Raw genomic sequence first — 16,581 nt, forward strand, 5'->3', positions numbered from 1 at the left:
CTTTTTGCACCGGCAGTCCGAGTGATGACCGATACCCGATATAGCCAGCTCGATGAATTGTCCTGGCCCTTGATGAACAAGTTCTACCGCCAGCATCAATCGTCTATGAAAGCGGTGCGCGAGGCGCAATTGTGGGTGGCGCGGCGTGAGGAAATCGTGGCTGCGCTGTGCCTGCGGCCGGTGTTCGGCGGGCATTGGCTGACCGGGTTGTTCGTTGATCCGGCCTGCCGCGAACAGGGCATAGCTGCGCAGCTGATCGCGGCGGCGGTGAAAGATGTGGAGGCCGCGGTGTGGCTGTTCTGCCACCCGGACCTGCTTGGTTTCTATGAGCGGCGCGGTTTCACCTTCGACCCCGCCCTGCCCCAGGCCATGGCCGAGCGCCTGAGCCGTTATGCGCGGAGCAAGCCGATGATTGCCATGGAGCTGGCCCCGCGCAGCGGATGATCAGTCGTCAGCGTTGGGATCGAGATCCGGGAACATCACTTCGGTAAAACCGAACTTGCTGAAATCGGTGATGCGCGACGGGTACAACCGCCCGATCAGGTGATCGCATTCGTGCTGCACCACCCGCGCGTGGAAACCCGAAGCCACACGCACAATCGGCTCGCCCTTGGGATCGACGCCTTCGTAACGGATCTGCTGGTAACGATCCACCGCGCCACGCAGACCAGGTACCGACAGGCAGCCTTCAAACCCCTCTTCCATGAGCGGACTGAGTGGCGTGATCAGCGGGTTGATCAGGATCGTCTGCGGCACGGCTTCGGCATCCGGGTACCGTTCGCTGTGCTCGAAGCCGAAGATCACCAGTTGCAGATCGACGCCGATCTGCGGCGCAGCCAGGCCGACACCGCCGACGCTTTCCATGGTCTGGAACATGTCGTCGATCAGTTGCCACAGCTCCGGGCTGTCTAGCATCTCGGCGGGCACTGGCGGGGCGATACGCAGCAGGCGTTCGTCGCCCATCTTCAGAATTTCACGAATCATGATCAGGCTTCGTCGGTGTTCGGCTTGAGCGAGTGATCGCGCCCGAGGCCGGAAACGTGTTGTTTGGGATGTTCATCGAGTTCGCCGGGGACTTTCTCGCCCGGATCCTTGCCCTCGTTGGACATGTGTTCGATCACCGCATTCATCTCCGCACCGAGCAGCAACACGGCGGACGAAATGTAGAAATACAGCAACAGCACGATGATCGCACCGATGCTGCCATACATGGCGTTGTAGTTGGCGAACGTCTTGACGTAGAACGCGAATCCCAACGACGCGATGATCCACACCACCACCGCCAGAACCGAGCCCGGCGTGATGAAGCGAAACTCCTGTTTGACGTCGGGCATCACGTAGTAGATCAGCGCCACGGCCACCATCATCAGGATCACGATCACCGGCCAGCGGGCGATGGTCCACACCGTGACGATGAAATCTTCCAGCCCGACCTGCGCGGCGATCCAGCCCATCACCTGCGGGCCGAGCACCATCAGCGCGGCGGCCACCAGCAGCATGCCGGCGATGCCGACGGTGTAGACAATCGACAATGGAAAGCGCTTCCAGATCGGCCGACCCTCGACCACGTCGTAGGCCGCGTTCATCGCGCTCATCATCAGGCGCACGCCGGCGGACGCAGTGTACAGGGCGATGACGATACCGACCGACAGCAGGCCGCCCTTGGATTGCTGCAGTTGATCGATCACCGGGTTGACCTGCTCCAGCGCCTGGGGCGGCAGGACCAGTTCCGATTGCAGACGCAGCCAGGAGAAGAAGTCCGGCAGGTGCAGGAAACCGATCAGGGCAATCAGGAACAGAATGAACGGGAACAGCGAGAACAGCATCTGGTAGGCCAGTGCCGAGGCATAGGTCGACATCTCGTCGTCCATGAACTCGGTGACGGTGCGCACGATGACCCGGTGCAGGGGCAGGCCTTTCATGTCGGGGAAAATCATTCGCGTCTCCTTTCGCCGCAAAACAGGTTGAAGTCGTGGCGACTCAGGGGCCGTTTTTCTCTCATCAAAGTAGCTCACTTGGCGACTTTGAAACACTGTGATCCATGACCGCATGTGAACGGGATACAAAAACGGCCATCCTTGGATGGCCGCTTCGTTGTTTCGTTCAAGGCTCGATCAAGCCTTGTCGACGCCTTTCTTGACCGCGTCCTTGGCTTTGCCCACCGCTTGCTGGGCCTCGCCTTTCTTCTCTTGCAGTTTGCCTTCGGCTTGCAGCTTGGTGTTGTCGGTGGCTTTGCCGACACCTTGCTTGACGTTGCCGACCGCTTCGTTGGCCATGCCTTTCACTTTATCGCTCGTGCTGCCCATGGTGATTCTCCTTGGAACATTAACGGGGAAAGTCAGTACGTAATGATTGACAGGCCCGGTTTGCGCCAAGTTTCATTTATTTTCACGGTTTCATTTCGTCGCCATGCGCAGGTTGGGCTTTATGTTTGCGAGCGTAGCCCCGAGAATGCCCTGCATAAGGGCGCCAGGCGCCACAGAACCGATCCCGCAGGAATGTTATGAAACTCGATAAAAAGCAGGCCATCGCCCGTCGCAACCAGGAACTGGGCGGTGCCGTGCTCGGCACCAACAACTGCCACTTCGCCGAACTGAACCGCAACCGCAACATCTGGTGGTTCGACTTGCCGGTGTCGCGCCTGGCCATCGGTCAATACGAGTGGATTCACCTGTTGATGCACACCCCGGCCACTGACGAACTGCTGCACCTGAAAGTACCGACCGTGTTCCTGCGCGAAAAGCTCGAAGGCCTGGTCATCCGCAACGAAGGCAAACGCAAGGCAGCCCTGAGCCTGGAACTGAGCGCCGACAAGGACTCGTACCTGCAGGACATGCGCCCGGCAGGCACCAATGTGAACTTCGCGCCGTTCCGCCAATAAACCTTTTATGCTGACCGACGTGATCGTTCCCCTGCTCTACGTGGGAACGATCATCTACAACAAAAAGCCCCGCATCTGCGGGGCTTTTCGTTTTATGCGGCGCTCTTCGCCTTGATCTTCTTCAGCTCTTCGTCGCGCAGTTCGCGACGCAGGATCTTGCCGACGTTGGTGGTCGGCAGCGCATCGCGGAATTCCACCGAACGCGGCACCTTGTAGCCGGTGACGTTGGCGCGCATGTGCTCCATCACCTGTTCCTTGGTCAGGGTGACGCCCGGTTTGGCGACGATGAAGATCTTGATCGCCTCGCCGGATTTCTCGTCCGGAATGCCGATGGCCGCGCACTGCAAAATGCCCGGCAGGGCCGCCAGCACGTCTTCCAGCTCGTTCGGGTACACGTTGAAACCCGAGACCAGAATCATGTCTTTCTTGCGATCGACAATGCGCATGTAGCCGTCCGGCTGGATCAGCGCGATGTCACCGGTCTTCAACCAGCCTTCGCTGTCGAGCATTTCATCGGTGGCTTCCTGACGCTGCCAGTAGCCCTTCATCACTTGCGGGCCCTTGACGCACAGCTCGCCGATTTCGCCCAGCGGCTGCTCGACGCCGGCATCGTCGACGACTTTGCACAGGGTCGACGGCACTGGAATGCCGATGGTGCCGATCTGGATGTTCTGGATCGGGTTGACCGTGGCCACCGGGCTGGTTTCGGTCATGCCGTAACCTTCGCAGATCGGGCAACCGGTGACCGCTTTCCAGCGCTCTGCCGCGGCCAGTTGCAGGGCCATGCCGCCGGACAGGGTGACTTTCAGCGCCGAGAAATCCAGCTTGCGGAAGCCTTCGTTGTTGCACAGGGCCACGAACAGCGTGTTGAGGCCGACGAAGCCGCTGAACTTCCACTTCGACAGTTCCTTGACCATCGCCGGCAGGTCGCGCGGGTTGCTGATCAGGATGTTGTGGTTGCCGATCAGCATCATCGCCATGCAATGAAAGGTGAACGCATAGATGTGGTACAGCGGCAACGGGGTGATCAGGATCTCGCAACCTTCATTGAGGTTGGAGCCCATCAGCGCCTTGCACTGCAGCATGTTGGCGACGAGGTTGCGGTGGGTGAGCATCGCGCCCTTGGCCACGCCGGTGGTGCCGCCGGTGTATTGCAGCACCGCGACGTCGCCGCTGTCAGGGTTGGCTTCGGCGACCGGCTGGCCCTGGCCCTTGCTCAGTACGTCATTGAACTTGACGGCTTTGGGCAGGTGATAGGCCGGCACCATTTTCTTCACGTACTTGATGACGCTGTTGATCAGCAGGCGCTTGATCGGCGGCAGCAGATCCGCGACTTCAGTGACGATGACGTGCTTGACGCCGGTTTTCGGCACCACGGCTTCGGCCAGATGCGCCATGTTCGCCAGGCACACCAGCGCCTTGGCACCGGAGTCGTTGAATTGGTGTTCCATTTCCCGCGCGGTGTACAGCGGGTTGGTGTTGACCACGATCAGCCCGGCACGGATGGCACCGAAGACGGCGACCGGGTACTGCAACACGTTGGGCAGTTGCACGGCGATTCGATCACCTGGCTGCAAATCGGTATGCTGTTGCAGATAAGCGGCAAACGCACCGGACAATTCGTACAGTTCACCGTAGGTGATGGTCTTGCCCAGGTTGCTGAACGCCGGTTTGTCGGCGAAGCGTTGGCAGGATTGCTTCAACACTGCCTGAATATTCGGGTACTCGTCTGGATTGATGTCGGCAGCAATTCCAGCGGGGTACTTATCCTTCCAAAAGTCTTCGATCATGGAAGCCCACTCCTCAGCAACGCGAATTCAGCACCGCATTTGATGCGATTATTATTGGTGTTTGTTTATTGGTGAGTCTGGCTTTTTACAAGGCCGAGAAGTCACAAAGCGCGCCGAGAGTAGCAGCTTTGCCAAGGGTCGACTAGAGCCAAAAGCGGCCCCTACAGTCATTTTCATGACTCAAGAACTACTGGCAGTCATTTTAGAGCAAAAATCCTATAACCCCTTGAAAGTCCCTGTTTTAGGGGACAACGTCGGGGATAAAAAGCAAAAGATCGCAGCCTGCAGCAGCTTGAGGAAGCCGCCAGAGGCTGCGATCTTTCAGTTTCAACGGTGCGCGTCATCGATCAGGCGATATCGCGCAACTCCCGCCGCAGAATTTTCCCGACAGGCGTCATCGGCAACGACTCACGCAGCACGATGTGTTTCGGCACCTTGTACGCCGTGAAATTCTCTTTGCAGTAGGCCTTCAGCTCTTCCAGGCTCACGCCGGTTTCCCGCGCCACCACGAACAGCTTCACCGCCTCCCCGGAGCGTTCGTCCGGTACGCCGATCACTGCGCAGTTGGCGACTTTCGGGTGAGCCATCACCACGTCTTCGATCTCGTTTGGGTACACGTTGAAACCGGAGACGATGATCATGTCTTTCTTGCGGTCGACGATGCGCACGAACCCGTCCGGATCGATCACCGCGATGTCGCCGGACTTGAACCAGCCCTCCGCGTCCAGCACCTCGGCGGTAGCCTCGGGTTTCTGCCAGTAGCCCTTCATGATCTGCGGGCCCTTGATGCAGAGTTCGCCGCGCTCGCCCAATGGCTGTTCGACGCCGTCGTCATTGATGACTTTCAACCGGGTGCCCGGCACTGGCAGGCCGACCGTGCCGATCCGAGACAGCTCGCCGTACGGGTTGGTACAGGCTACCGGCGAGGTTTCGGTCAGGCCGTAGCCTTCGGTGATGCGGCAACCGGTGATCTTCTCCCAACGTTCGGCGGTGGCCTTGACCAGCGCGGTGCCGCCGGAGTTGGTGAGCTTGAGCGTGGAGAAATCCAGGGTCTTGAAGTCCGGATGATCCATCAACGCAACGAACAGTGTGTTGAGCCCCAGCAGCGCCGAGAACTTCCAGTTCTTCAGCTCCTTGATGAAGCCGCCGATGTCACGCGGGTTGGTGATCAGTACGTTGTGGTTGCCCGACACCATCATGCACATGCAATTCGCGGTGAACGCATAGATGTGGTACAGCGGCAGCGGCGCGATCATCACCTCCTGCCCTTCGCGCAACAGCGGCTGGCCATCGCTGCCGAACTGACCGAGACAGGCGCGCACCTGCTGCATGTTCGCCACCAGATTGCCGTGGGTCAGCATCGCGCCCTTGGCCAGGCCGGTGGTGCCGCCGGTGTATTGCAGCACGGCGATGTCATCCAGACCGACCTTCAGCGGCTTGATGCCCAGGCCCCGGCCCATGCGCAACGCGCTCTTGAAGGAAATCGCCTGGGGCAGCGAATACGCCGGGACCATTTTCTTCACTTTGCTGACCACGGTGTTGACCAGCCAGCCCTTGGCGGTGGGCATCAGGTCGCCCATCTTCGCTTCGATCAGATATTGAATGTCGGTGTCCGGCAGCACTTCCTGGACTTTCTGGCCGAACATGTTCAGGTACACCAGCGCCCGGGCGCCGGAGTCCTTGAACTGATGACGCATCTCGCGCGCGGTGTACAGCGGGTTGGTGTTGACCACGATCAGCCCGGCGCGCAACGCGCCGAACACGGCAATCGGATAATGCAGGACGTTGGGCATCTGCACCGCGATGCGATCCCCCGGTGCCAGATCGGTGTGGGTTTGCAGATAACCGGCGAACGCGGCGCTCTGGCGCTCCAGCTCGGCGTAGGTCAGGGTCACGCCCATGTTGCTGAACGCCGGGCGATCAGCGAATTTCTTGCAGGAACGCTCAAACACCTCGATCACCGACTTGAATTCACCCGCGTCGATGTCCAGGGGTACGCCCGCCGGGCGTTTGTCATTCCAGAAATCAGGTTGCATTGTTCTTGTCCTCTTTACCTGAGCCGATCCGGGGCCGCTTCGCTGTCATTTTTGTCTGTCCCTGAAAAAGCCGAGAGCAAAAAGCGGGGCTTCACGGACACTAGCAGCTATGGTCATTCAGGCAAATATGGGCAAGGTCGTCATTGATCGTGTGAATCTTCCTGCCGTGGCGAGAGCTGATCGGACGCGCTATACAATGCAATCTCTGCAAGACGCATCAGCAATATTCAGCAATATCAGGCCGCAAAAGGAATCGCCATGATCCACGACACCTTCTGGCTGGACGCGAGTGACCGCAGCCGCCTCTACGTCAACCTGTGGCTGCCGAACACGCCGCTGAAAGCGCTGATTCTGCTGGCCCACGGCATGGCGGAACACAGTGGCCGCTACGCACGCCTGGCAGAGGCCTTCTGTGCCGAGGGCTACGGTGTGTATGCACCCGATCAGCGTGGCCATGGCAAAACCGCCGATCATGGGACGCTGGGGCATTTCGCCGATGATGATGGCTGGTGCAAGGTGGTTGGCGATATCGCCAGCCTCAACCAGTTCCTCGGCCAGCGTCATCCGGGGGTGCCGATCGTGCTGCTCGGGCACAGCATGGGCAGCTACATTGCCCAAGCGTATCTGCTGCATCACAGCGCCAGCCTGCACGGCGCAATTCTCAGCGGATCGAATTTCCAGCCGGTCGCGCTGTACCGCGCGGCCCGACAGATCGCCCGGTTCGAAAAACTGCGCCAGGGCCCCAAGGGCCGCAGCGCGTTGATCGAATGGCTTTCGTTCGGCTCGTTCAACAAGGCATTCAAACCGGCACGCACGCCTTTCGACTGGCTCAGCCGCGATCCGGCCGAGGTCGACAAGTACGCCACCGATCCGCTGTGCGGCTTTCGTTGCACCAATCAGTTGTGGATCGACCTGCTCGGCGGGTTGCAGCAAATCAGCAAAGCGTCCAATCTCGCCCAAATCGATCCGGGCCTGCCGCTGCTGGTAATCGGCGGCAAATGTGATCCGGTGAGCGAAGGCAAGCGTCTGACTGATCTGGCCAACGCCTTGCGCGCGGCCGGCAGCCAGAACCTGCAACTCAAGATCTACCCGCAGGCGCGGCACGAATTGTTCAACGAGAGCAACCGCGAGGAAGTGACCGCCGATGTGCTGACCTGGATCGACCAGGCACTGAGCCATCGCCGGCCGCACCGCAGCGAATAATTTTTTGTGGATTCATTTCATCCGTCACAGGAATTCAGCCCCATGACCCAGGTTACCAATATCCCTTACGAAGCCCTCGAAGTGGGCCAGACCGCGACCTACAGCAAGACCGTCGAGGAACGCGACATTCAGCTGTTCGCCGCGATGTCCGGTGACCACAACCCGGTGCACCTGGACGCCGAGTTCGCCGCCGCCAGCATGTTCAAGGAGCGCATCGCCCATGGCATGTTCAGCGGCGCACTGATCAGTGCCGCAGTCGCTTGCGAGCTGCCTGGGCCGGGGACCATTTATATCGGCCAGCAGATGAGCTTCCAGAAGCCGGTGAAGATCGGCGACACCCTGACCGTGCGTCTGGAAATCCTCGAGAAACTGCCGAAATTCCGCGTGCGCATTGCCACTCGCGTGTTCAACCAGCGCGATGAGCTGGTGGTGGACGGCGAGGCCGAAATTCTGGCGCCGCGCAAACAACAGACCGTTACCCTGCCGACGTTGCCGGCTATCAGCATCGGCTGATCATCCTCGGTTTGATCCGGACACAAAAAAAACGCCAGACCCGCTGGCGTTTTTTGTTGGCCTCGAACGCTTACGAGCGTGCGCGGGCCTGGTCACGCAACACTTTCACCTGATCGTGATTGCGTTGCACACCGTGGTACTGCTTTTCGACCAGGTCAAAAATTTTTGCCAGGCCGTGATCTTTAATCTTGGTAAGCTTATCGATCGCTTCACGATAAGCCTTCAGGGCGTGGTCTTCACCGCGCTCGGCTTCGTTGAGCACCGCTTCTTCATCCTTGCCGGTGAACATCGCTTTGACGTCGACCCAACGACGGTGCAAGTCACCGCTCACGCTGGTCGAGGTTTCCGGATCGCCACCCATCGAACGCACGGCGGCTTGCAGCTCGGCCGCAGCCGTTGCGCAATCGGCGGAGCGTTTCACGAACAGGGTTTTCAGCTCTGGATGCTTGATGTCTTCAGCGCAGGTCTTGAACCCTTCCTGACCGTCCTTGCTGGTTTCGATCAGGTCGTTGAGGACGGAGATGGCTTCTTTATTCATGTCAGTCATTTTTCAATTCCTTGCGTGGGTTAAAGATGCAAGGAGTGTTGCAGCAGCCGTGCCAGATTCTATTAAAGAATTTAATCGTTATTTTTCAATAAGTTATAGATACAGCAAAAATCTGTATGCCTGTTATTTGCATGATCTGTCATTTGGCCTGCATGCAGAATGCCTGTATTTTCCAAAGTGTTTTCAAAGCCAGACGACTCCAACGATGAACCCTGAAAAGCTCGAACTGCTGATCACCCGCGAAATGCCCTTCGGCAAGTACAAGGGCCGGATCATTGCCGACCTGCCGGGCCCTTACCTGAACTGGTTTGCCCGGGAAGGATTTCCCCATGGCGAACTGGGCGGGCTGTTGGCGTTGATGCAGGAAATCGACCACAACGGCCTGTCGGAACTGCTCGAACCGCTGCGCGCCAAACACGGCAAACCCGCCCCGCGCCACTGAGGCGTCACCCTGATCCGAGTCGAGTCGACCATGCCCGATAACACCCGCCGCGCCCGAGACGAAGCTTTCTGGCAAACCTTCGCCGACCGTTACGACCGCCACCCTGGCCCCGTGAATCTGGAGAACGGCTATTTCGGGCGCATGTCGCGCACCGTGGTCGAGGAGTACCAGCGCAACATCGAGCTGATCAACAACAGCAACTCGATCTACGTGCGCCAGCGTTTCGAACAGCACGACAGTTTCGACATCCGCGCGCAACTGGCCGAGTTGATCGGCGTGCGCGCGCAAAGCGTGGCGTTCACCCACAACGCCACTGCCGGCCTGCAATCGCTGATCCGCAACTACAATCGCCTGCAGCCAGGCGACCAGGTGTTGATCTGCGATCTGGAGTACGACACGGTCAAGGGCGCCATGCGCTGGCTGGCGCAGTATCGCGGAGTCGAGGTGATCGAAATCGAGCACGCCCACCCCGCCACCTTCGACAGCCTGCTGGCCACGTACCGCGAAGCCTTTATCCGCCATCCAAAGCTCAAGCTGATGGCCCTGACCCACGTCACCCACCGTACCGGGCTGGTGATGCCGGTGCAGGCCATTGCCTCGCTGGCCAGGGAGTACGGCGTCGATATCATCCTCGATGGCGCCCATGCCCTTGGCCAGATCGAGTTCAATCTTGAAGCGCTGGGCATCGCCTTTGCCGGGTACAACCTGCACAAGTGGATCGGCTCGCCGCTGACCCTCGGTTTTATTTACATCGCACCGCAGCGCCTGGCCGACATCGACCCGGACATGGGCGAGATGCATTTTCCGGCTGGCGATATCCGCTCACGCACGCCCCACAGCACGCCGAACATTCCGGCACTGATGACCCTGCCTCTGGTGTTCGAGGAGCACCGCTCACTGGGTGGCGCGGCGGCCAAAGGTGCACGGATGAATTACCTGCGCAACCTGTGGGTCAGCGCCGTGCGCAACCTGCCAGGCATCGAAGTCACGACCCCGGACGATCCGCGCCTGTATTGCGGCATCACCTCGATGCGTTTTACTCGCCATACCGACCAGCAGGCGATGGTCGAACGCCTGCTCAACGACTACAACCTGTTCACTGTCGTGCGCAACGGCGCAGCCTGCGGACCGTGCATCCGTATCACGCCGTCGCTGACCACGACGGCGGCGGAGATTCAGTCGCTGATTCTGGCGCTGAATGAGCTGCGTTAAACCGTGTACTTGTCGAAATCCTCGGGCTTGATCTGCGACGACACCGCAAAGGTGTCGATGCCGATCGTGAGGTGGCCGAAGTAACCGTCCTCGTGTGACTCGCGACCGATCGGCCACACCGTCAGGGTCGACTCTTCACCGCCCATGTTGGCGAAGTAGGGATCGTCTGCGTTGCACACCGGCAGCGAGCTGCGCCCGCGATAGGCCTTGGCATTGAGCACGCCACGGGAAACCACCTCCGGAAAATACAACTGCCCGACCCAGGCCACATTGCGCTCCTCCAGGTATTCGGTGCCGGCGACGATGCGCACCGCCACATGAATATGCAGGGCACGGCCGGCGTAGAACCCCGGATAGATCGTGGTGAAGCGCACCCTGCCCTTGTGGTCGCTGAACTGGCCGCCGCGCAGATAGGTGTCGTCGTCGGTTCGCGGAATCGAGCCGATGTCCTCGACGTCGACTTCCAGATCCGGGTTCACCCGACTCCAGCCGGAATAGGCGCCGCGTGCGTTGCAATGCCAGATATCCACCAGCGCACCGCTGACCGGCTCGGCAGTCATGGCGTCGACGATGGTCAGGCGCAGCAGCAGCGGCAGGCCTTCGGCACCTTCGCTGATGTTGCGGCGCAACAGTTTGGGATTGCGAAAATACGGCCCGGCGACTTGCTCGGGGGCCAGTTGATATACCGGGGGTGCTGAAAGCTGGTTATCCATGACGCGCTCTCTCTTCCATAAGATGAACGCAGGTTAACGCCACACGCGAAGCCAGGTGCGGTAACTATGTATCTCCAGATAACGTATCCCCAGATAACGTATCTCCAGATAACGAAGTTTTTCGCGGGCAAAAAAAAACGGTGCACCGACCAAGCGCACCGTAAAGCCGTAGAACACACAACGAAGTGTAGGGTTGAACCAATCAGTCCAGCAGCGCCAACGCCTCGGCAGTGCATTCCTGAATGCGGGCCCAGTCGCCGTTCTTGATCCACTCAGGATCAAGCATCCAGCTACCGCCCACGCACATGACGTTTTTCAGCGCCATGTAGCTTTTGATGTTGGCAGGGCCGACGCCGCCGGTCGGGCAGAATTTCACTTCGCCGAACGGGCCGCCAAGGGCCTTGATTGCCGCCACGCCGCCGCTGACTTCAGCCGGGAACAGCTTGAAGCGGCGATAACCCAGGCCATAGCCTTCCATGATGCCGGAGGCATTGCTGATGCCCGGCAGCAGCGGGATCGGGCTTTCGACGCTGGCTTCCAGCAGATCACGAGTGATCCCCGGGGTGACGATGAATTGCGAACCGGCGGCTTCGGCCGCAGCCAGCATGTTACGGTCGAGCACGGTGCCGGCACCGGTCACCAGTTCCGGGCGCTGCTCGCGCAGGATCTGGATCGCCTTGAGGCCGAACTGCGAACGCAGGGTCACTTCCAGCGCGGTCAGACCACCGGCAGCCAGGGCGTCGGCCAGCGGCAGCACGTCCTGTTCACGGGCGATAGTGATCACCGGCAGAATCCGCGCCTTGGCGCAGAGGCTGTCGATCAGGGCAACTTTGTCCGCCATGGAAACGGTCGGGGATGGGGTTGTCATAGCGGCTGTTCCTTGGCTCATGGGCACCAGTAAATCTCTAACGTAGGTTGCAGAAACGCGCGAACCGGCATGGCGGCGACGTCGTTGGATGCCACTGCGGCATTCAGGGTGGTCAGTTTCGACTGACCGGAAATCGACAGAATCTTGTGCTTCGCCGAAGCCAGCAGCGCCCGGCTCATGGTCAGGCGCTGACGCGGCACGCTTGGCGCGAGCATCGGCCAGCAGCGGCGAGTGCCGTCAGCTTGCAGGGCTTCAGCCAGGTTCGGGCTGTCCGGGAACAGCGACGCGGTGTGACCGTCATCGCCCATGCCCAGCACCAGCACGTCGATGGGCGGCAACTCGGCGAGCAAACGATCGGCCTGCTCCGCAGCCTGCTCGACGTTGGCCGCCGCGCTGTAAAGGCTGAGGAACTGCGCCTTTGCCGCCGGGCCCTTGAGCAGATACTGCTTGAGCAGACCGGCGTTGCTGTCGGCATGTTCGACCGGTACCCAGCGTTCGTCAGCGAGGGTCACGACGACCTTCGACCAGTCCAGTTCCTGCTTGGCCAGGTGCTGGAAAAACGCCACCGGGCTACGACCGCCGGACACCACCAGCACAGCGTTGCCGCGCGCTGCCAGTGCTTCGCTCAACTGTTTGGCGACGTTCAGCGCCAAACCTTCGGCGAGCAACACCGGGCTCTTGAATTCACGGGCATTCACGCCCTCGGGCAGTTTCACATCAGATATCGCCATACCACGACCTCCCGTCCCGCGTGATCAATGCAATAGAGCTCATCGGCCCCCACGACCCGGCCGCATACGGCTTGGGCGCGTCACCGGATTTTTTCCACCCGGCGATCAGCTGGTCACACCATTTCCACGCGGCTTCAATTTCATCTTTACGGACAAACAGGTTCTGATTGCCGTTCATCACTTCCAGCAACAACCGCTCGTAGGCATCGGGGATCCGAGCGCTGCGCCAGGTGTCGGAAAAATTCAGTTGCAGCGGGCCGCTGCGCAGTTGCATGCCCTTGTCCAGGCCTTGCTCCTTGGTCATCACGCGCAAGGAAATGCCTTCGTCCGGCTGCAGGCGGATGATCAGTTTGTTGCTGATCTGCAGGCGCTGCTCGGGGGCAAAGATATAGTGCGACGGTTCCTTGAAGTGGATGACGATCTGCGACAGTTTCTGCGGCATGCGCTTGCCGGTACGCAGGTAGAACGGCACGCCGGCCCAGCGCCAGTTGCGGATGTCGGCACGCAGGGCGACGAAGGTTTCAGTGTCGCTCTGGGCGTTGGAATTCGGTTCTTCGAGGTAGCCCGGCACGGACTTGCCCTCGCTGTGCCCGGCGATGTACTGGCCGCGCACCACTTGGGTGGTCAGTCCTTCCGGACTGATCGGCGCCAGGGCCTTGAGCACCTTGACCTTTTCGTCGCGGATGCTGTCGGCGGACAGGTCGGCCGGCGGATCCATGGCGATCAGGCAGAGCAGTTGCAGCAGGTGGTTCTGAATCATGTCCCGCAGCTGACCGGCCTTGTCGAAGTAGCCCCAGCGGCCTTCGATACCGACCTTCTCGGCCACGGTGATTTCCACGTGGGAGATGTAGTTCTGGTTCCACTGAGTTTCGAACAGGCTGTTGGCGAAACGCAGGGCGATCAGGTTCTGGACGGTCTCTTTGCCCAGGTAGTGGTCGATGCGGTAGGTGCGGTTCTCCGGGAAGAATTGCGCCACGGCGTCGTTGACCTTGCGCGAGGATTCCAGGTCCGAACCGATCGGTTTTTCCAGTACCACGCGGGTGTTTTCTGCCAGACCGACATTCGCGAGGTTCTCGCAGATCGCGCCATACACCGCCGCCGGAGTGGCGAAGTAGGCAATCATGCGTTGTGTGTTGCCGGCCAATTCTGCCAGCGCCACGTAATCTTCAGCCTTGAGGAAGTCGACGTGCAGGTAGGTCAGGCGCGCCAGAAAGCGCTCGGCCACGGCCTCGTCCAGCTCTTTGCCCACATAACGGCGCAGCTCGGCGGCGATGAACGCCAGGTGCTGCTGCTCGGTACCCGCCTCACGGGCCAGTGCGATAATGCGCGTGTCCTCGTGCAGCAGGCCGGCGCCGTCAAGGTGATAAAGGGCAGGAAACAGCTTGCGCAGGGCCAGATCGCCCAAGGCGCCGAACAAGGCGAAGGTGCACGGTTCAACCGTAATCGAAGGCATGATGTTTGTTCTTTTATCAAGTTAAGCTACAAATACCTTTTTTCAAGGCATCACTCAAGGGAAAATGTAGTAATAACCACAACATTTTCGCAAAATACAGATTCCGAGTGGTGGTCGGTCGGAGCCATCAGTAGGATAGGCCACCGTCACGGGCCACATCAAAGGCCCAATTTGCATAGCCGCGCGCTTATCGGCGCCGGTGAATCTAGGAATTCTTATGGACCGCGTGCGAAATTTACTGGAACAGATCCAGAGTCGCCTTGAAGAGCTGAACAAGGCCGAACGCAAAGTCGCCGAAGTGATCCTGCTCAACCCACAGCAGGCCACCCGCTTCAGCATCGCCGCCCTCGCCCAGGCAGCGTCGGTCAGTGAACCGACGGTCAACCGTTTCTGCCGTTCGTTCGGCGTCAGCGGCTACCCCGAACTCAAGTTGCAACTGGCCCAGAGCCTGGCCAGCGGCGCGGCCTATGTCAGCCGCGCAGTAGAAGCCGACGACAATCCCGAGGCCTACACGCAGAAGATTTTCGGCAGCGCCATCGCCTCGCTGGACAGCGCCTGTCAGGCATTGGACCCGAACCTGATCAGCCGCGCCGTCGACCTGTTGATCCAGGCACGGCAGATCCACTTCTTCGGCCTCGGAGCTTCGGCTCCGGTGGCTTTGGATGCGCAGCACAAGTTCTTCCGCTTCAACCTGGCGGTGACCGCCCACGCCGATGTGCTGATGCAACGCATGATTGCTTCGGTGGCGCACACCGGCGAGCTGTTCGTGATCATCTCCTACACCGGGCGCACCCGCGAGCTGGTGGAAGTGGCGCGCATCGCCCGGGAGAACGGCGCGTCGGTGCTGGGCCTGACGGCAGAAAACTCGCCGCTGGCCAAGGCCAGTACGCTGAGCCTGAACATTCCGTTGCCGGAAGACACCGACATCTATATGCCGATGACTTCGCGGATCATTCAGTTGACGGTGCTGGATGTGCTGGCGACGGGAATGACGTTGCGTCGCGGGGTGGATTTCCAGCCGCATCTGCGCAAGATCAAAGAGAGCCTGAACGCGAGCCGGTATCCGGTGGGTGACGAGTTCAACTAGTTCGCGCTGATCGTTCCCACGCTCTGCGTGGGAATGCCTCAAGGGACGCTCTGCGTCCAGTAACGCGGAGCGTCACGGGCTGCATTCCCACGCGGAGCGTGGGAACGATCAGCGCTCTGCGTCGGAACGATCATCGCTAGGCGCCAGCCCAAGCCTGCAAACTCAAATGCGCCTTCTCCCCCGGCGCCAGATGCAGGCTGTCGGTGCCCCCCGCCGCCGCTTCGACACAGACAAACTCCGAGATCTCGTCCCAGCTCACGCCCAGCAACGGCCGTGCTCCCGGATGCCACACCACGGTGTCCGCGCTGTCACCGGTATCGATGCACAATTCGCGTTGCCAGGCGTGATCCTTGAGCTGCAATTCGCCGTCGTGCTGGAACACTCGCTGACAGCCACCATCGACCCGCAACTCGCCCTCCTGCTGGCAGACCTCACGGTTCAACTGATCATAACCCTGCGCGCCTTCGAGCCCAGACAGCGCTATCTCACTCACATCGCCAATACGCCAGTAAGCGTGCAAAGCCTGGCTCAACTGGCACGGCATGTCGTCCTGATGCTCGGTGCTCAGGCGCAATTCCATGCGTTCGCCCAGGTGCGCGTGCAGGTCCACCTGCCAGTCGCACAGTTGCAATTGCCAGTGCAGGCGCACGCCGTCATCGGCGCTGCTGCTGTCGAGCAGTTTCCAGTCCAGCAGTCTCGCCCAGCCATGGGACGGCCACGCGTTTTCGCTCGGGTGACGGCCATACCACGGCCAGCACACCGGCACGCCGCCGCGAATCGCGCCGACATGCGGCCACTTCGCCGCGCACCACAACCACGGTTTCTGACCTCGCGGCTGAAAATGCAGCAATTGCGCGCCCTGACGACTGAACACCGCCTGACACAGTGGATGATCGATCACCAGCACATCGCGCATCTGATAGCGCTCCCAGGCGAACACCGGTCGTTCGCGCAGGGATTTGAAGAAGCGTTGCAGCGGATGCTCATGCATGGGCCACGGTTCCAGATTCAACTTTCATGGGCTGCGACACCCCTTTCCAAAAAAAAGCGGACAGCCTTGGCCGTCCGCAAATATGCGCACATAGAGAGGAGCTTATCGCAGACG

At 60.1% G+C, this 16,581-nt stretch carries 18 protein-coding genes; 7 read left to right on the forward strand and 11 right to left on the reverse strand.

Annotated features, from left to right (window positions below):
* Nucleotides 1-24: 24 nt before the first annotated feature.
* On the forward strand, nucleotides 25-444 hold the full coding sequence (locus tag CAF73_RS00560; protein ID WP_085701629.1) for a GNAT family N-acetyltransferase: 420 nt from the start codon (nucleotides 25-27) through the stop codon (nucleotides 442-444).
* On the opposite strand, the gene def is transcribed toward CAF73_RS00560, so the two are convergent.
* The 3 genes from def to CAF73_RS00575 all read right to left on the reverse strand — a co-directional run bounded on the left by def (nucleotide 445) and on the right by CAF73_RS00575 (nucleotide 2,306).
* The gene (gene def / locus CAF73_RS00565; protein ID WP_007951144.1) at nucleotides 445-984 is read right to left on the reverse strand and encodes a peptide deformylase; all 540 of its coding nucleotides are present in this window, start codon (nucleotides 982-984) and stop codon (nucleotides 445-447) included.
* Nucleotides 985-986: 2 nt separating this feature from the next.
* Nucleotides 987-1,937 carry a YihY/virulence factor BrkB family protein gene (locus CAF73_RS00570; protein ID WP_085697131.1) on the reverse strand — a complete coding sequence of 317 codons (951 nt, stop codon included), beginning with the start codon at nucleotides 1,935-1,937 and terminating at the stop codon, nucleotides 987-989.
* A gap of 177 nt (nucleotides 1,938-2,114) precedes the next feature.
* On the reverse strand, nucleotides 2,115-2,306 hold the full coding sequence (locus CAF73_RS00575) for a CsbD family protein (protein ID WP_039766114.1): 192 nt from the start codon (nucleotides 2,304-2,306) through the stop codon (nucleotides 2,115-2,117).
* Between the two features lie 197 nt (nucleotides 2,307-2,503).
* On the opposite strand from CAF73_RS00575, the gene CAF73_RS00580 reads away from it, so the two are divergent.
* Nucleotides 2,504-2,881 carry a hypothetical protein gene (locus CAF73_RS00580; protein ID WP_007951149.1) on the forward strand — a complete coding sequence of 126 codons (378 nt, stop codon included), beginning with the start codon at nucleotides 2,504-2,506 and terminating at the stop codon, nucleotides 2,879-2,881.
* Between the two features lie 92 nt (nucleotides 2,882-2,973).
* Here the strand turns inward: CAF73_RS00580 and fadD1 are convergent, their stop codons facing one another.
* Nucleotides 2,974-4,671 (reverse strand): long-chain-fatty-acid--CoA ligase FadD1, encoded by a 1,698-nt coding sequence (fadD1, locus tag CAF73_RS00585; protein ID WP_085701630.1) that lies wholly within the window; start codon nucleotides 4,669-4,671, stop codon nucleotides 2,974-2,976.
* 347 nt (nucleotides 4,672-5,018) lie between these two features.
* Nucleotides 5,019-6,707 carry a long-chain-fatty-acid--CoA ligase FadD2 gene (gene fadD2 / locus CAF73_RS00590; protein ID WP_085697134.1) on the reverse strand — a complete coding sequence of 563 codons (1,689 nt, stop codon included), beginning with the start codon at nucleotides 6,705-6,707 and terminating at the stop codon, nucleotides 5,019-5,021.
* Between the two features lie 258 nt (nucleotides 6,708-6,965).
* Here fadD2 and CAF73_RS00595 point away from each other — a divergent pair, with 258 nt between their 5' ends.
* Both CAF73_RS00595 and CAF73_RS00600 read left to right on the forward strand, forming a co-directional pair.
* A complete protein-coding gene (locus CAF73_RS00595) occupies nucleotides 6,966-7,910 on the forward strand; it encodes an alpha/beta hydrolase (protein ID WP_085701631.1) in 945 nt (314 codons plus the stop codon).
* Nucleotides 7,911-7,952: 42 nt separating this feature from the next.
* On the forward strand, nucleotides 7,953-8,423 hold the full coding sequence (locus CAF73_RS00600) for a MaoC family dehydratase (RefSeq protein ID WP_085697136.1): 471 nt from the start codon (nucleotides 7,953-7,955) through the stop codon (nucleotides 8,421-8,423).
* A 70-nt stretch (nucleotides 8,424-8,493) separates the two neighbouring features.
* On the opposite strand, the gene CAF73_RS00605 is transcribed toward CAF73_RS00600, so the two are convergent.
* On the reverse strand, nucleotides 8,494-8,970 hold the full coding sequence (locus CAF73_RS00605; protein WP_085701632.1) for a PA2169 family four-helix-bundle protein: 477 nt from the start codon (nucleotides 8,968-8,970) through the stop codon (nucleotides 8,494-8,496).
* A 205-nt stretch (nucleotides 8,971-9,175) separates the two neighbouring features.
* Here CAF73_RS00605 and CAF73_RS00610 point away from each other — a divergent pair, with 205 nt between their 5' ends.
* Nucleotides 9,176-9,412 (forward strand): DUF3820 family protein, encoded by a 237-nt coding sequence (locus tag CAF73_RS00610; RefSeq protein ID WP_003213031.1) that lies wholly within the window; start codon nucleotides 9,176-9,178, stop codon nucleotides 9,410-9,412.
* 30 nt (nucleotides 9,413-9,442) lie between these two features.
* Nucleotides 9,443-10,624 carry an aminotransferase class V-fold PLP-dependent enzyme gene (locus CAF73_RS00615; RefSeq protein WP_085701633.1) on the forward strand — a complete coding sequence of 394 codons (1,182 nt, stop codon included), beginning with the start codon at nucleotides 9,443-9,445 and terminating at the stop codon, nucleotides 10,622-10,624.
* Here the strand turns inward: CAF73_RS00615 and CAF73_RS00620 are convergent.
* The 4 genes from CAF73_RS00620 to zwf form a co-directional block, all read right to left on the reverse strand.
* A complete protein-coding gene (locus CAF73_RS00620) occupies nucleotides 10,621-11,337 on the reverse strand; it encodes an intradiol ring-cleavage dioxygenase (protein ID WP_085697139.1) in 717 nt (238 codons plus the stop codon). The genes CAF73_RS00615 and CAF73_RS00620 overlap by 4 nt on opposite strands.
* 202 nt (nucleotides 11,338-11,539) lie before the next feature.
* On the reverse strand, nucleotides 11,540-12,205 hold the full coding sequence (locus CAF73_RS00625; RefSeq protein ID WP_011335602.1) for a bifunctional 4-hydroxy-2-oxoglutarate aldolase/2-dehydro-3-deoxy-phosphogluconate aldolase: 666 nt from the start codon (nucleotides 12,203-12,205) through the stop codon (nucleotides 11,540-11,542).
* 17 nt (nucleotides 12,206-12,222) lie between these two features.
* On the reverse strand, nucleotides 12,223-12,936 hold the full coding sequence (gene pgl, locus CAF73_RS00630; RefSeq protein ID WP_085701634.1) for a 6-phosphogluconolactonase: 714 nt from the start codon (nucleotides 12,934-12,936) through the stop codon (nucleotides 12,223-12,225).
* Nucleotides 12,923-14,389: a glucose-6-phosphate dehydrogenase gene (gene zwf / locus CAF73_RS00635; RefSeq protein WP_085697141.1), complete on the reverse strand. Its 1,467-nt coding sequence runs from the start codon at nucleotides 14,387-14,389 to the stop codon at nucleotides 12,923-12,925. The genes pgl and zwf overlap by 14 nt, the downstream gene beginning before the upstream one ends.
* Before the next feature lie 226 nt (nucleotides 14,390-14,615).
* Here zwf and CAF73_RS00640 point away from each other — a divergent pair, with 226 nt between their 5' ends.
* Nucleotides 14,616-15,476 carry a MurR/RpiR family transcriptional regulator gene (locus CAF73_RS00640; protein WP_169842436.1) on the forward strand — a complete coding sequence of 287 codons (861 nt, stop codon included), beginning with the start codon at nucleotides 14,616-14,618 and terminating at the stop codon, nucleotides 15,474-15,476.
* Nucleotides 15,477-15,612: 136 nt separating this feature from the next.
* Here the strand turns inward: CAF73_RS00640 and CAF73_RS00645 are convergent, their stop codons facing one another.
* Nucleotides 15,613-16,467: a D-hexose-6-phosphate mutarotase gene (locus CAF73_RS00645; protein WP_085697142.1), complete on the reverse strand. Its 855-nt coding sequence runs from the start codon at nucleotides 16,465-16,467 to the stop codon at nucleotides 15,613-15,615.
* Nucleotides 16,468-16,581 lie beyond the last annotated feature (114 nt).

The sequence above is a fragment of the Pseudomonas sp. B15(2017) genome (assembly GCF_002113215.1).
Classification (GTDB): domain Bacteria; phylum Pseudomonadota; class Gammaproteobacteria; order Pseudomonadales; family Pseudomonadaceae; genus Aquipseudomonas.

Excerpts from the sequence above, each read along its gene's own strand:
- CAF73_RS00560 (WP_085701629.1), top strand. The coding sequence starts at position 25 with ATGACCGATACCCGATATAGCCAGCTCGATGAATTGTCCTGGCCCTTG.
- def (WP_007951144.1), bottom strand. The coding sequence starts at position 984 with ATGATTCGTGAAATTCTGAAGATGGGCGACGAACGCCTGCTGCGTATC.
- CAF73_RS00570 (WP_085697131.1), bottom strand. The coding sequence starts at position 1,937 with ATGATTTTCCCCGACATGAAAGGCCTGCCCCTGCACCGGGTCATCGTG.
- CAF73_RS00575 (WP_039766114.1), bottom strand. The coding sequence starts at position 2,306 with ATGGGCAGCACGAGCGATAAAGTGAAAGGCATGGCCAACGAAGCGGTC.
- CAF73_RS00580 (WP_007951149.1), top strand. The coding sequence starts at position 2,504 with ATGAAACTCGATAAAAAGCAGGCCATCGCCCGTCGCAACCAGGAACTG.
- fadD1 (WP_085701630.1), bottom strand. The coding sequence starts at position 4,671 with ATGATCGAAGACTTTTGGAAGGATAAGTACCCCGCTGGAATTGCTGCC.
- fadD2 (WP_085697134.1), bottom strand. The coding sequence starts at position 6,707 with ATGCAACCTGATTTCTGGAATGACAAACGCCCGGCGGGCGTACCCCTG.
- CAF73_RS00595 (WP_085701631.1), top strand. The coding sequence starts at position 6,966 with ATGATCCACGACACCTTCTGGCTGGACGCGAGTGACCGCAGCCGCCTC.
- CAF73_RS00600 (WP_085697136.1), top strand. The coding sequence starts at position 7,953 with ATGACCCAGGTTACCAATATCCCTTACGAAGCCCTCGAAGTGGGCCAG.
- CAF73_RS00605 (WP_085701632.1), bottom strand. The coding sequence starts at position 8,970 with ATGACTGACATGAATAAAGAAGCCATCTCCGTCCTCAACGACCTGATC.
- CAF73_RS00610 (WP_003213031.1), top strand. The coding sequence starts at position 9,176 with ATGAACCCTGAAAAGCTCGAACTGCTGATCACCCGCGAAATGCCCTTC.
- CAF73_RS00615 (WP_085701633.1), top strand. The coding sequence starts at position 9,443 with ATGCCCGATAACACCCGCCGCGCCCGAGACGAAGCTTTCTGGCAAACC.
- CAF73_RS00620 (WP_085697139.1), bottom strand. The coding sequence starts at position 11,337 with ATGGATAACCAGCTTTCAGCACCCCCGGTATATCAACTGGCCCCCGAG.
- CAF73_RS00625 (WP_011335602.1), bottom strand. The coding sequence starts at position 12,205 with ATGACAACCCCATCCCCGACCGTTTCCATGGCGGACAAAGTTGCCCTG.
- pgl (WP_085701634.1), bottom strand. The coding sequence starts at position 12,936 with ATGGCGATATCTGATGTGAAACTGCCCGAGGGCGTGAATGCCCGTGAA.
- zwf (WP_085697141.1), bottom strand. The coding sequence starts at position 14,389 with ATGCCTTCGATTACGGTTGAACCGTGCACCTTCGCCTTGTTCGGCGCC.
- CAF73_RS00645 (WP_085697142.1), bottom strand. The coding sequence starts at position 16,467 with ATGCATGAGCATCCGCTGCAACGCTTCTTCAAATCCCTGCGCGAACGA.